Origin of the sequence: Prevotella sp. AM42-24 (assembly GCF_003461825.1) — a bacterium.
Taxonomy (GTDB): Bacteria; Bacteroidota; Bacteroidia; order Bacteroidales; family Bacteroidaceae; genus Prevotella; species Prevotella hominis.
On sequence record NZ_QTXV01000071.1, the window covers coordinates 1 to 14,497 of the forward strand.

Genomic DNA, 14,497 nt, shown 5'->3' on the forward strand with positions numbered 1-14,497 from the left:
TTATAAAATAAGTTAAACTAAAATGCTGCGGAATTTAGGGTCAATAGGAAGTGATGCTAATGTAGGATTAAATTTTGAAGTTCCTAATACTCTTTCAGTTATTGGAAAATTTGCTTTTTACAAAAGTGCAGTATCTTCCATCAATATACCAAATAGTGTAACAACGATAGGAGAGTCTTGTTTTGCGGAGAATACAAAGTTGGAAAAAGTTACATTGGGTAATGGTTGTAGTGAACTTCCTAAAAATGTATTTAGTGGTTGTTCGCTTCTGTCATCAGTTGTTTTAAGTAATGGACTTGAAACAATTTCTGATGCAGCTTTTTTTGGATGTAAGGTATTAGAGTCAATAAGTATCCCCGGTACAGTTTTGCAGATAGGACAAAACACGGGTGTTTCAAATTTACCTTTCTATAATTGTACGTCATTAAAAAGTGTTAGGTTTGAAGATGGCGCATCAAGCCTTGTTTTAGGTTCTTATTATCGAGATGATAGAGGATATAATGGTACAGGGTTATTCTCGTTTTGTCCTTTGGAAGAAGTTTATATAGGACGTAATATTACTTATATAGATGGTAGATATCCTTTTGAAAAGTATCCTCAATACTATGGCTATTCTGCATTTTATAACCAGCCTAAGTTAGCAAAGGTAACGATTTCTTCAACAGTAACAGAAATACCAGCTTATTTATTCTATAAGAATGCGTCTTTAACATTGACTTCTCTTCCTAAGGTTAAGAAGATAGGAGCATCTGCTTTTCAGGATTGCTCTAAGTTGACGACCTTGAATCTCGGTCAAGATTTACAAGTAGTAGGTAATGATGCTTTCAATGGCTGTTCGAATGTTACTAAGTTGACATTCCCAGATGTAACAACGACGATTGGGGCACGAGCTTTTCAAAATTGTTCCAGTGTAACGGAAGTGACCGTTGGTAAGAGTTTAAAAACTATAGGTGCCAGTGCTTTTCTTAATTGCAAGTCTTTTACCGCCTTGCTCTTGCCAGATGAATTTACAACGATGGGGGAAAGTGCATTTGAAGATTGTATTAAACTAACGGTTGCAAAATTAGGAAAGTCTTTGACCGCTGTGCCTGCTCGCGCTTTCAAAAATTGTATTGCTCTTTCTGAGATGAGAGTACCTGCTACAGCCAAGTCTATAGGTGATGAGGCTTTTTATAACGATTATACCCTTGCTGTGGTTTCTATGAAGGAAGGATTGAAGACCATCGGTGAGAGTGTTTTTTATAATAATAGAGGCATCCTTGAGTTTTCTATTCCTGGTACAGTAACCTCTATCGGACAGAATAGTTTCTATGGCTGTACTAATACGAGTGTTATGTCTTTTGAAGATGGTGAAGGTGTACTGACGATTGATACGAAGAATACACGAAGTGCAAAGATTGATGCTTTAACCAATAATGGTAGTTATCAAGACCGAAAAAATGATTACTTCTATGATTGTCCTATAGAACTACTTTATCTTGGTAGAGATCTGAAGTATGATTATTCCGATAATTCATATATTTATGACTTAGTTAATGGTAACTGGAAACAAGAAAGTCGTGCTTCTGCTCCTTTTGTTAATAGCACTACTCTTGAAGAAGTGCAAATTGGTCCTAAGGTCACTTTTGTTTATAATCATCTTTGTGATGATTGTGACAAGTTGACTTCTGTGTCATTTCCTGTTGGTATTCAAACAATTGGTGGATATGCTTTCAAGGGATGTGACAAATTGGCTTCTATAACTTTCGAGGAGAGTTCTAAACATTCTCTTTCTATTGAAACGGCAGCTTTTAAAGGTTGTGTGGCTTTAGAAGATATCACTTATCCGGGACAACTTTCGGTTTTGGGTAGTAGCGCATACCAAGGTTGTGAAAATTTGAAAAGTGTAATATTCAATAAAAACGAGCAGTATCAGCCTGCTTTATCAATAGGTGACTATACATTTGCCAAATGTCCTCTGATTATAGAATTGTCGTTCCCTGGCAGATTGACATCTATAGGTAGCTTTACTTTTGCATCTTGTATCAGTCTTTCGAATGTTTCATTTGAAGATTCTAACACAGCCGTAAAGTTAGGTTATGGTGCATCTTCATTAGAAAACAGTTTGAAATATGACGAAAAACTTCCTTTGTTTGGAAACTGCAATTTGACTTCTCTTTATATTGGAAGAAACATTGATTATGAAACGGTAGAAGCAAAAGGATATTCACCATTTTATAATCAACAATTTTTGACTGATGTCAGGTTTTCACAAGCAGGGACTGTGGCATATTGTAAGGATTACTTGCTTTATAAGGTGAATAATTGCGAATCGCTTATTTTGCCAGAAAGCTTGACTTCTATTGGCAACTGGACTTTCTGTGGAATGAGTAAATTGGGAAGAATAGTTATTCCTAATGCTGTTACTACGATTGGAAAATATGCTTTTGCTGATGATTCTGCGCTTGAAAGTGCTAAGTTGTCAACTTCGTGTGCTTGGTTGCAACAAGGCTTGTTCTCTGAATGTGGAAAATTACAAGCTATAACGATTCCAACGGTAGTAACCAAGATGGACACACAGATGTTTTGTCACCTGTATTTAGAGCCTTATAACTAACCATAACTTACTATGACTAACTAACCATAAGGTCTTGATTTTCAACACTCTTTGATTTTTAACACTTTCTGAGTGCTTTTTGGCAGTTCCCGATTTTCCACATATTTTTGCAGCGTATTTCTACCGTGGAGAATTTGCGGAGCTTTTATTTTGTCATATCGTGAACGTAGTTGACAAGGGTTTACGAGTGGTTACGATAGAGGACAGATTTGAAGCTGATAGGCAAAAAGCGTAATATCGTGGACTGGGTTGACAAAGGTTGTCAATGGTTCACTTCCGTTTACTCCAATGGTGGAATACTCAAATGAATTTGAACAAAGCAATATCAAAGAGTATGAGACCGACAAGAAAATGTGAATTTTGTGGCAAGACATTCGTGCCAAGAAGCGGTATGCAGAAATACTGTTCCGAGGAATGTCAGGCAGAGGCAAAACGTCTTAGGAAGAAAAGACAGCAGGACTTGATTAACGGTATTGAGCCAATCATGGATCTGCAACATCAAGAGTATCTTACATTCTCAAAGGCAGCTGTGCTGATGGGATGCACCCGACAGTATATCTACAAACTTGTGGCTAACGGCAAGTTGAAGGCATCAAGATTGAGCAGCAGAATGGCATTCGTTAGAAAATCTGATATAGAGAAGATGTTTGAGGGTAATCCCTACAAGCGTGTGATTCCTGCCAGCAAGAGCAAGCTCAGTAAAAAGGCAAAAACAGAAAAGCCAATACGAAAGCAGGAACCGACAAAAGGGAAAGAGGAGAATGAGGTGCTTGACTATTATTCGGGCGAGGAAGTGATGTCCATATATAAGGTCAAGAAGTCTTGGCTCTATACATCCGCCAAGCGCAACCAGATACCGATGTGCCGTATCGCTGGCAAGAACTATTACAGCAAACGGCACATTGATGAGTTCTTCGGAACTGCCGTTGACCTCAACAGCATAACGGAATGGGTGACTGCTGATGATGTAGAGGAAGCCTTTAGCATGAGCAAGTCAGCACTTAGGGCATACACCTACCGTCATAAGATACCCACCAAACGTGAGTACGGTCGTACCTATTATTCCAAGGAACATCTTGAAGAACTTCGCAGGACTGACCTCATGAACGATGACAACTATTATACCACCGAACAGATGCAACAGTTGTATGGTCTGACAAGTGCCAACATCTGCCATATCGTGAGAGTTCACCATATCAGTAAGGTAAAAGTGGGCGTAAAAAACCTGCTTTTGAAGACGGATGTGGAACGTGCAATGGCAGAAAGGGCAGCAAAAGGACTGTGATTTCAAATGATTTCATCATTATCCATCAATGACTGTAAATAATTGGAGTCACGGAAGCATCATTCAGTTATTTTGCATTCGCGAAGACAGGCTGCACCTCGGCATAATCCAAATAAATTTGGCTTCTGCTCTCGGTTTGCACTGTCATTGCAGCCGTGAAGAGACACTTCACCATGAATATTCATCAATAAATCAATACAACTATGAGTAATATCTGCAAGACCGTATCATTGCGTACACGCAAAATCAAGGACGGACGCATGCTGTCCTATTATCTTGACTATTATCCAGGCTATCGTGACGAGAGCACGATGAAAGTCATCCGCCATGAGTCGCTTGGCATCTACATCTATGCCAAGCCGAAGAACCAGACGGAACAGAAGTACAACCTCAACCTTACGGCAAGAGCCGAGGCGATACGCTGCCGTCGCTTCGAGGCTATCGTCAACGAGCGTTATGATTTCTTCGACAAGGAGAAGATGAAAGGAGATTTCCTCGCCTACTTCAAGAGACTGGCAGACAAGAAGAACTCCAAGTGGCAACACGTCTATATGCACTTTCGTACCTTCACGCAAGGCAAGTGTACCTTCGGTGAGATAAACGTGGACTTGTGCAACAGATTTCGTGAGTATCTGCTGACAGCACCACAGGGACTGCATAAGAACAGAAAGCTGCATATAAACTCAGCTGCCAACTACTGGTCAACTTTCCGTGCTTCAATCCACACAGCCTATCGTGACCGCAAGATAAAGGAGAACCCGAACGGTTTCTTGGAGCGTATCGAGACAATCCCGACTGACAAGGAGCATCTTTCACAAGACGAGGTTATCCGCTTGGCATCCACACCATGCTCTGCTCCTGCCTTGAAGCGAGCCTTCCTGTTCTCTTGCCTAACGGCTTTGAGAAAGAGCGACATCAAGAAGCTCACTTGGGAAGAAATACAGCCATACGGCAGCGATGGTGTGATGTATGTCACTACACGAATGCAGAAGACAAAGGACATCGTGCATAACCCAATCAGTGAGGAAGCCTTGGAACTGATAGGCTATTCACCAGATAAACGAGGCAAGGTGTTCCCCGATTTCAAAGACTCCATGACACAGGCACCATTGAAGAACTGGCTGAGAGAAGCAGGAATCACCAAGCATATCTCCTATCATTGCTCACGCCACAGCTTTGCCTGTCTCCAGTTGGACGCAGGAACAAGTATTGCGGTTGTGCAGCGTTATCTCGGTCACAAGAATGTGGCAACAACAGAGGTGTATGCCAAGATTTCCGATGCCCAGAAGCGTGCTTCGGTTGGCTGTATCACCTTGAAGAAGTAACCATTTGACAATAACACGCAGAAAAGGACTATTGGAATGATAGTGTTCCAATAGTCCTTTTCTCGTTTTGTTGGTTCTATTTGCTGTCGTGGATAGAACCAATCCGACAAATTCATTCCAATTTCTGTTGATATTGAAGAGGAACTGCAAATTTCCCTTTTCTTTGCCCTTACCTTTGTAGCCAACAATCAGCAACAACTGACGCTAACGAGCTGTTTCAAGTATGATTCAGAGTATGAAATCATATTAGAACGCTAATAAAGCGTAAAAGAAAGAGTGCCAGAGAACGTAAATGCGGCTTTTACATGCTTCTGCATCTAACTTTGTGGAAGTTTTTGAACGAATAACAATAAAACGAATGCAATAATGATAGAAAACAAGACAACTTCAGATTGTACCATCTACGCTTTTGTTGGTACTGCAATTCTCGCCATCTCTCTTGTCGTGGCGATGTATGTAGGCAATGACTTTCACCAAAGTCTGTTTGTCGAGTCAATCATCTTTGTAGGGAGCAACATCCTGCTTTGGGCGATATTCATTTCCATGGTGAATTGTCCCTATGAATTGATGACTATTGGTAGCAACGGCAAGACAAAGAAAAACGTGGTAGAAGCAGAGCCGGTAACAGAACAGCCAATGCATACCTTACCACAAACAGAGCCAGTAAAATACAGCCATGAAGACTATGCCAAGTGTGTAGAGGTACAAGAAAAAGAAGCGCAGGAGGAAAAGGAAAAGCGAACGAGAGCCGTACTTGACTATGTGCATCGTACAATGTCAAGGTTTCTGTATGAGGAAGATTTGAATAAGGTGATAGAGGCAGTCAATGAATGGAGTAACGACACCAACTATACCCCAACAGCAATAAACCGTTTCAAGGAGAATGTTGAGAATATTCCTTTAAGGCACTTCGTGTGGAATATCGCAGAACGTTTGGGTAAACGTGATTACACAATGGCAATGCGAATAGCCTTTGTCAAGACTTTATTTCCAAAGCCGTTTGAAGGCTTGGACTACAGCACATTGAAGAACCTGAAAGCACCATGTTCCAATGATATAATCCCTATTGACGAGCCTGCCAATGGTGGATATGATTTCCATGATGTGACGGAGGAAAAACCTGAATAATCCCCATTGTTAGAGTTATTCCCTCGTGAATGACAAATGACTGTCACGAACCTCAGTAACGGAAGCATCATTCTGTTCCTTTGTCCCAGTTTTTTAGAACAACTTGTATATGACAAAGGAATTAACTTTCAACGACCTTCCAATGGTCGTTGCCCAGCTTCGGGACGAAGTGGTGGGCATGAAGCAGATGATCATCAGTCTGCAATCACAGAACAAGCCACACAAGGCGAATACGCACATACCTATGAGTGTGGAGGAAGCATCGGCATATCTCAAAATGCCGATGGCAACTCTCTACATGAAACTTGGAAACGGAAGCATTCCTGCCACCAAGCCGGGCAAGCGTTACTGCCTTTATCAAGATGAACTTGACAAGTGGCTGGAGACTAACCGCAAGAATCCTGTACCTCTTACAGCTGAGGAGGAGAATGCAGCCATTCTTGCAGGAAACAAGCGCAAGCCGAAACCCTTAAACTGGTGATGTCATGGATGCGCTTGAAATTTGTAACAAGCTACGCTCGGAGGCTTCGGGCGTAGCCACTTCTGGAATTCCGCTTGACGTATTCCCCCAGAAGATGCAGCAGATGATTCTTGATTTGGCAAGGACGGAGAACTATTCCATTGAGTTTACCGCTACTTCCCTTATATCCGCTATGGCAGCAGCCGTCGGCAACTCCTGCTATATCCGGATTAAAGGCAATTGGATTACTTCACCTATCCTATATGTCATTCTTGTTGGCAGACCAGGAGTCGGCAAGACGCCACCTTTGAACTTTGCCTACAAGCCGTTGCACGACATTGATACTGAAGAGCACCATAAGTTCAAGGCTCTAAAGAATGAGTATGCAGCCATTGTGGAGAGAAACAAGGGCAAAAAACGGACGGAATGGGAATCGTTACCTCCAGTGCCAGTCCTGCATAAGAATATCATGAATGACTTCACGCCAGAGATTCTGATGCGCAATCACGATGCCAACCTCAGAGGTGTGGCAGTTGTGGTGGATGAGATAATGGGGCTGTTCAACACCATCAACCGATACAACAACAGTTCTTTTGTACAACAGATGCTGTCGGCTCACAATGGCTTGCCAGTAGATGTGTCTCGTTGTAATCTTGATTGTCCTTTACGCATTGACTATCCTTGCATACAGATTGTAGGAACTATCCAGACTGGTATTGTGCATGAACTTTATGATATGGGATTCAAGAAGAATGGTTTTCTTGACCGTTTTCTGATCACATGCCCAAAAGGTTTGAAGATAGCTCCTTGGGTTAAGGTTCCAAAACAAGATGCTGCAATCATTGAAAGACCATTCCGTGTATGGAAAGAAATCATAGACAAGGCTGTGGCTCTTCCTTTTACGGAAGGCATCTTCAATGTTCTTGACTTCTCTGATGAAGCCATTGATATATTCTATGATTGGCAGAATGAGGACATTGAACGGCAGAATGCCATTACGGATGAAAAAATGATAGACTCACGTGCTGCAAAAGTTCCTTTGAACACGGCTCGGCTTGCCTTGATATTCCAACTGTTCCGTTGGGCTTGTGATGAGTCTCACAAGGATTTTGTTGATGCGGAGTCCGTGAATGCAGCCATACGGATGAGCGATTACTTTGAGAAGTCATACAAAAGGATGGATGACCTCGTTTTAACCGAGGCTACCGACCCTGTGAAGAAACAGGTACTTGACTCGTTGGGAAACAAGTTCGTAACTGCTGAAGCAGTAAAGGCTGGAGCGGATTTCGGTTTTGCAAGACGTACTGTCATGTATATGCTCAAAGACTTCTGTCAGAGAAACTTTATCATCAAAGACAAGCAAGGCAATTATGAGAAAGTTCAGAAGTAGAACCACCACCTTGCACCGTTTGCACTTTGCACTTCTTGCACTCTTGCACAAAAGATGCTGCATTTTGTGCCAAACAAGTGCAAAAGTGCAGAAAGTGCAAGGTGCAATAAGTGCAGAGCCTTATGAGTGAGTATAGATTCCATCTACAGAAATACAAGCTGGGCAACCGATATGCTTGCCCTCAATGTGGGCGTAAGCGTTGCTTTGCAAGATATATTGACGAGCAAGGACAGATTGTATTCCCTGACAATGTGGGGCGTTGTGACCATGAACAGAGTTGTGGCTACCATTATTCTCCATCTGATTATTTCAAGGACAATCCCGATGCCAGCTGCAATGATGATTGGAGATATAAAACACCAATCAAAGAGTGCAGGAAAGAGAAACCTCTTCCAACTTTCATTGAAAATAAGTTGATGGAGCAAACACTGCATGGCTATTCTGTCAATCCTTTGTACCGATACATTTCAACGGTCTTTGGTAAAGTGGAGACAGAACGGCTGTTTGCCTTGTACAAGGTCGGCACTTCAAAGAAATGGGGCGGTTCAACTATCTTTTGGCAGATAGATGTCAATGGGAATGTGCGCACTGGCAAGATAATGAAGTATGATGACAAGACAGGACACCGCATCAAGGAACCCAACAGTCTGGTGACTTGGGTACACTCTGAACTGAAACTGCCTGACTTTACACTTCGGCAGTGCTTCTTTGGCGAACATCTGTTGACTGATAAAACCACGACCAAGACAATAGCCATCGTGGAGAGCGAAAAGACAGCCATCATTGCCACACACTTCATATCTGATTTCGTATGGTTGGCTACTGGAGGCATGAACGGATGTTTCAATAAAGATGCAGTCGAAATCCTAAGCGGTCGGGAGGTTGTTTTGGTTCCAGACCTTGGGGCAACGGATAAGTGGAAAAGCAAACTTCCGTTGCTGCAATCAATATGCAAACAAGTTCTTGTCAGCAACATCTTGGAAGACAATGCCACCGATGAACAAAAGACCAATGGTCTTGACATTGCCGACTTCCTGCTGATGACGGAAACGCCACAAATGGCGCTACAAAGGCTGATAAAGAAACATCCGCCACTCCAACATCTGATAGACAGCCTCGGGTTGGTGTTGGTGGAAGAGCCATAGCACTACTGGCAGCAGTTATAACGAGTTCGCTTGCGAACATATCCCTTGGGTGGAGCCTAATACACCGAGCAAGCTCAGTAATTAGGGCAAACAGCCATTATATGTGTACAGCAAGCTGAATTTCATATGTACAATCAATTAAAACAAGCAATTTTATGAGCGATAATAAGAAACAGATGATGGACATTCAAAAGGTCAAGTCTTTTAGCGTTGCTGTCAGCGATGAGCATCAGCGCAATTGGGGAGATGATCTCTTTTCAAGGAAGGAGAATGATCCAAAATACAACTATGACCGTAGTCGCACCCGACTTAACTTTCAGGTGTCGAAAGGCGGAGAACTTGGACCAGTGGATAAGACCAAGTCCATAACAGACAAAATCGAGCAAGCCATCAAGAACAGAGTGACAGGCAGAGTGAATGCCACGTCAAACCGTGCCGTGAGCCTTGTCTTTGGTGGTAACCGTGAGCAGATGCGCAAACTCGCATTTGGCGACCAGCCAATCAGTGAGAACGGCAGCAACTGGGATGTTGACAGTTGCAGTGGCATAGACAGATGGGCAAAGGACATATATGACTTTTGTTGTCGGGAGTTTGGTGAAGAAAATGTCGTTTCGTTCATTGTTCATTTAGACGAACTAAATCCTCATGCACATGCGGTCATTGTCCCCATCACAAAGGACGGCAGACTTAGCGCAAAAGATATGTTTGGTGGAAACGACATGAATCAAGCAAGAACAAGGATGCGTGAACTTCATAGCCGACTTGCAGAGGTTAATGAAAAGTATGGACTGGAACGTGGCGATGACATCACCATAACTGGATCTAAGCACAAGTCAACAGAAACTTATCGCAGGGAGTTGGCTGATGAATGCCGCACTTTGTCAAATGAAGTAGGCATGAAGAAGACGCTTCTTTCAGGTCTTAATCGTAGCATCACAAAAGCAGAGACCAAAATCAAGGCTCTGCAGACTATGGTCAGCAATCTGGAGAAAGCGGAAGCAGAGAAACAAGCGACCATAGCCGAACTTGAAGATTACATGAAGAATCATCTTAGTGATGCTATTGAGATAAAGGCAAAGATTACCGCCACCAGAAAGGAACTCTGGGATGTTCGTGACAAATTGAACGACAAAAAGATGAAACTTGCGCAGGCTAAGTTGCAACTTGATGAGTTGCAGAAGAATACCTTCCACATCGAAGCAAGAAACAGGGAGATTAAAGCCGATTTTGAAAAAACAGCTGTTTCATACCAGCAACAGATGATCAATAAAATATGGGCGCAGGCTGGTATGAAGGCGTTGGCAGAGATAGCAGACATCTATCCTCGTATGACGAGCATTCACGACAGCAGCCTATTTGACGACAGCTTTGCAATGGACTTCATTAATTATGGCGACAAAATTATCTATTGTGCAATGTACCTCTACATCGGCTACGTCAACGAGGCTACCAACTTTGCTGAAAGCCAAGGTGGTGGCGGTAGCGACACTAAAGACTGGGGACGTGAGAAGGACGAAGATGAGATAGAATGGATAAGACGATGCTTGCGACAGGCGACAAAGATGATGAAGCCAATGAAGAGAAAAGGCTTGAGTAGATAAAATATTAAGGGAGGAGCGCATTTCGAATACGCCCCTCCCAAATTATTTTACAACTCGCAATGATCTTGCGAATCACTATCCTTAGTAACGACTTGAATAGTGAGACGAGTGTGAGCTATGCGAGCTGTGAGAACTGTGTGAAGAATGAGAACTATGCGAATAGTGACCCGCAAGAGAACTCTTTACCATGTCAATGGCTTTCTGCAAAACCAAAGGCTGGTTCTTCTGCTTCTCAATTTGTGTTGTTTCGTCATTATTGCCCAATACGTTCATGATGTTATCAGAAACGTTGGCGCAATAACTCGTTGTAGCGATAAATGCCGAAACAATCAAAAACATTAGTCTCTTCATTGATACCTCCGTTTTTAAATTTGACAATATTGTTAATAATTCACTCTGTACATGAATTTGTACATTCTATTTTATGGATATGTGTACTTATGTTATTTTTATTTGTCGAGAAAAAACCTCCACATTCATTTTTGAGAACACATCCGTCGCAGACTGGAAGATAGACATCTTTCCATTCGCTAATTGATTGCTTTGCAAATGGACGCAATTCTGGTGGAAGCACACATAATTGAGCATTGTAGATATAAGTCGTTATACCTCTGTCGTTCAAAAGGAGTACAGCTTCTCTCAGCTCATTATTATAGCTATATGGATCTATCCACAAGTCTTTTAAATTCGTCTCTGCCAACCCTGTAGTTTCCATCTGCATAAAAGCTACCTGGGTGACAAATGGGAAATTATGATAGATATAATCAGCCAACTGTGGCAATCTCTTATAGGTCTGTTTGTGGATAACCACCCTCAGACCTATCTGTTGCCCGAATTGTGCCAAATTATACAAACCTTGAACCGTTTTGTAAAACGTCTTAGCTCCTACTATATGGTTATGGATAGAAGCTATATCTGAAAAGATAGGAATGTCTATTTGTAAATCATGATGGTTGCAAGCTGCTAACTTTGCAGCGTAGTCAATATCTGCAAATTTCACTCCATTGGATAGTATGCTTATGGCAGCTTTAGGACATGATTTTTTAATTTGGCGTATAATCTCAAATAATCTGTCACCAATCATAGTTGGCTCACCACCAGTAATTCCGACTTCTTGTGTATTCTTATCGAACAGTTTAATCAAATTCAGATTAAAATCAGTTCTGTCCTTCTCTTGCTGCACTGGAGGTTGAGGACACATGATACAGCGATGATTGCAACGAGCAGTAGCAAAGATTGCATTGGATGCAGAATTGATTTCATATAGAAAACACACCTCTCCATTAGGGGATATGTTTATCACGTCACCTTCATTGAAGTCTGAAATATTGTCAACTTTTATATATGGTGTAGATGTATTGGCAGAGAAATCATGTGTTGAAATGATAGCCTTGTAACCTTTAGGCATATTCTGCTCATTGGTAACAAGGATATATGCTGAACGGTTTAATATATTTTTACCGCTAAGTGTTATTCGTCCAAGAAGCTCCTGTGCGTTAGAGTTGTATAATGAATTTAATTGTTTCATATCTCACTATTTTATCCAAGACCAAAATATTCTATTTATCTCAGGGTCATGCTTTTGAAGAAGTTCAAAGAGATAATGCATAATAGCTTTGTTCTTCTTGCACATCTCGTTTGTAGGACGATGACCAACCATATCTCCTTGCTCTGACATGTTTCTTACAGGGTCTGCACCACAGTAAGGTTGGAATACACATTCTGCGCATTCGGGCAAGCATTCATTGCAAGCATTGCTTATAATCTCATGCAACTTTTCTCCATTGAACATGGTTTGATACGAATCTTCGTTCACATTGCCAAGTCTGAAATAATAGTTTTTGAAACGAGCCATCATTCTTCCTTCATCGGCAACATACACACTGCCATCATAATCATATATAGCTCCAGCTATGCCAACACCTGCAGGAGATTGCAAGTCTACGAACCCCGTTGCGAAAGGTGTGAGAATCCTACGCAGAAGCAAGGCTGCATACCCTTCTACAAAGAATATTCCCTTCTTGTTTAGTTCAATGATATAATCCAGTCCCTCTTTGTAGTTCTTTACGAAATCTTCTATCGGGTAGGCAATCTTGTCCTTATGCTGTTTTGCAAAGCCGTAAGGATTCAGAGCTCTTAGGAAAATATTATGGAATCCCAATCTGATGTATTCGTCTATGATGTCCTTGAATCTTCCGAGGCTATACTTTGAAGTTGTCATTAAAGCGGATGCACATTCATCATCGCCCCAAATACCACGAATCATCTGTAGATTTTTCTCAAAGATAACATGGTGGTCAAGATTCTTATTCTGGAGAGGTCTGTTAGTGTCATGCAAATCTTTTGGACCATCCAAAGATGTAGAAATCATACAATTATGCTTCTTTAGGTACTTGACCATCTTCTCATTGAGCAAAGTAAGATTGGTGCAGATGACAAATTCTAATTCACGTTTCTTGAATAAGTTTTGCCATTCAGCTTCTTCTATGATATACTTCACCATTTCAAAATCGGTAGATGGGTCACCGCCCTGAAACTCTATTTTGATACATGGAGAAGGGGACATGAAGATAGTTTTGACAACCCGTTGGCGGAATTAATTTAGCGCATACTTAACCCTGCCAATCGGTCTGTTGTTTACATAATTAATATATTGCAAGACTGTAAATGCGCTGATTTTCCCGATGATTCGGGTAAACAGTCCTGGTGTTTGCTTAGCATAGTTTCGGAAGAGCATGAAGTGATCACAAAGTTGAGAGAAATTTGTCTCGATTCTCTTCCTCGCCTTAGCATAAGGCTTAAATGTTGGTCGCCAATTCTTCATGTTCAAGCGATATGGAACTTCCAACTTGATGCCTACAGAAGAAAACAAGTCTTGCTGTAGTTCCGCACTGAGGTAAGCACGATCGCCAAGGATGCAACAGTCATGGAATTGAAACTTTACATCTTTAAGAAAATGAATGTCATGAACATTAGCTGGACTCAGGTCATACGAGTGGATAACTCCACTTAACCCACAGACAGCGTGGAGCTTATACCCAAAGTAGTATATCTTCTGAGTAGCGCAATAGCCAAATGCAGGAGAGTTTGTTACGTCTGTTCCTTTCATCTTGCAACGCAAGCCTCTGGACAAGCGACACACCTCTATTGGTTTGGAATCTATGCAGAAATATTCTTCTGCACCATCCATCTTTGACGCTATGCGCTTACGAATCTTCTCACATAGTTCCGCAGTGAACTTTCGCCTGTCATTGAACTGGCGTCGAGAAATCAGATTTGGCATATCTGCCTTATACTCCTTCAGCCTATCGAACAAGTTGTTTTCACTGTCGATGCTAAGATGCTCGGCTGTCAAGCTCAAAGCAACAACTTCGAGGTCTGAAAAACGTGGTACGACTCCAGGGCGAGGAATATTTCCTAGCTCATTAACTAAATTTTTGGAGAAATCCTTGCATATCTCAAGAATTTTTACGAAATTTGCATACAAGTTGTGCATAGCGTGAAATATATAACTTTATAATTGGACACTACAAAGTTACTTAAAATCAACGAGATGCACAACTTTTT

The 14,497-nt window shown here is 41.6% G+C and carries 10 protein-coding genes and 2 pseudogenes; 8 read left to right on the plus strand and 4 right to left on the minus strand.

All coding sequences use genetic code 11. The features are described from left to right. Positions 1-22: 22 nt before the first annotated feature. The 8 genes from DW917_RS14395 to mobV all read left to right on the plus strand — a co-directional run bounded on the left by DW917_RS14395 (position 23) and on the right by mobV (position 10,930). Positions 23-2,596 carry a leucine-rich repeat domain-containing protein gene (locus tag DW917_RS14395; protein WP_118119806.1) on the plus strand — a complete coding sequence of 858 codons (2,574 nt, stop codon included), beginning with the start codon at positions 23-25 and terminating at the stop codon, positions 2,594-2,596. Positions 2,597-2,930: 334 nt separating this feature from the next. Next, positions 2,931-3,881, plus strand: coding sequence for a helix-turn-helix domain-containing protein (locus DW917_RS14400; protein ID WP_118119808.1), 951 nt, complete (start codon positions 2,931-2,933; stop codon positions 3,879-3,881). A 203-nt stretch (positions 3,882-4,084) separates the two neighbouring features. Continuing rightward, positions 4,085-5,206 (plus strand): site-specific integrase, encoded by a 1,122-nt coding sequence (locus DW917_RS14405; protein WP_118119810.1) that lies wholly within the window; start codon positions 4,085-4,087, stop codon positions 5,204-5,206. A 366-nt stretch (positions 5,207-5,572) separates the two neighbouring features. Then, positions 5,573-6,334, plus strand: coding sequence for a hypothetical protein (locus tag DW917_RS14410; protein ID WP_118119812.1), 762 nt, complete (start codon positions 5,573-5,575; stop codon positions 6,332-6,334). Between the two features lie 109 nt (positions 6,335-6,443). After that, on the plus strand, positions 6,444-6,815 hold the full coding sequence (locus DW917_RS14415) for a helix-turn-helix domain-containing protein (protein ID WP_007897100.1): 372 nt from the start codon (positions 6,444-6,446) through the stop codon (positions 6,813-6,815). Between the two features lie 4 nt (positions 6,816-6,819). Next, the gene (locus DW917_RS14420) at positions 6,820-8,184 is read left to right on the plus strand and encodes a DUF3987 domain-containing protein (RefSeq protein ID WP_117921345.1); all 1,365 of its coding nucleotides are present in this window, start codon (positions 6,820-6,822) and stop codon (positions 8,182-8,184) included. A gap of 122 nt (positions 8,185-8,306) precedes the next feature. Next, positions 8,307-9,329 (plus strand): DUF6371 domain-containing protein, encoded by a 1,023-nt coding sequence (locus DW917_RS14425; protein WP_118119814.1) that lies wholly within the window; start codon positions 8,307-8,309, stop codon positions 9,327-9,329. 155 nt (positions 9,330-9,484) lie between these two features. Next, positions 9,485-10,930 carry a MobV family relaxase gene (gene mobV / locus DW917_RS14430; RefSeq protein WP_118119816.1) on the plus strand — a complete coding sequence of 482 codons (1,446 nt, stop codon included), beginning with the start codon at positions 9,485-9,487 and terminating at the stop codon, positions 10,928-10,930. Positions 10,931-11,011: 81 nt separating this feature from the next. Here mobV and hxsA2 read toward each other — a convergent pair whose 3' ends face one another. From hxsA2 to DW917_RS14450, 4 genes and pseudogenes are all read right to left on the minus strand, one after another. Further along, the gene (hxsA2, locus tag DW917_RS14435; RefSeq protein WP_118119818.1) at positions 11,012-11,281 is read right to left on the minus strand and encodes a His-Xaa-Ser repeat protein HxsA2; all 270 of its coding nucleotides are present in this window, start codon (positions 11,279-11,281) and stop codon (positions 11,012-11,014) included. 40 nt (positions 11,282-11,321) lie between these two features. Next, entirely contained in the window at positions 11,322-12,458 is a 1,137-nt protein-coding gene (gene hxsC, locus DW917_RS14440; RefSeq protein WP_118119820.1) for a His-Xaa-Ser system radical SAM maturase HxsC, read from the minus strand. A gap of 6 nt (positions 12,459-12,464) precedes the next feature. Further along, positions 12,465-13,508 (minus strand): annotated as a pseudogene (gene hxsB / locus DW917_RS14445) (His-Xaa-Ser system radical SAM maturase HxsB); the annotation flags it as partial. Between the two features lie 18 nt (positions 13,509-13,526). Next, positions 13,527-14,497 (minus strand): annotated as a pseudogene (locus DW917_RS14450) (IS982 family transposase); the annotation flags it as partial.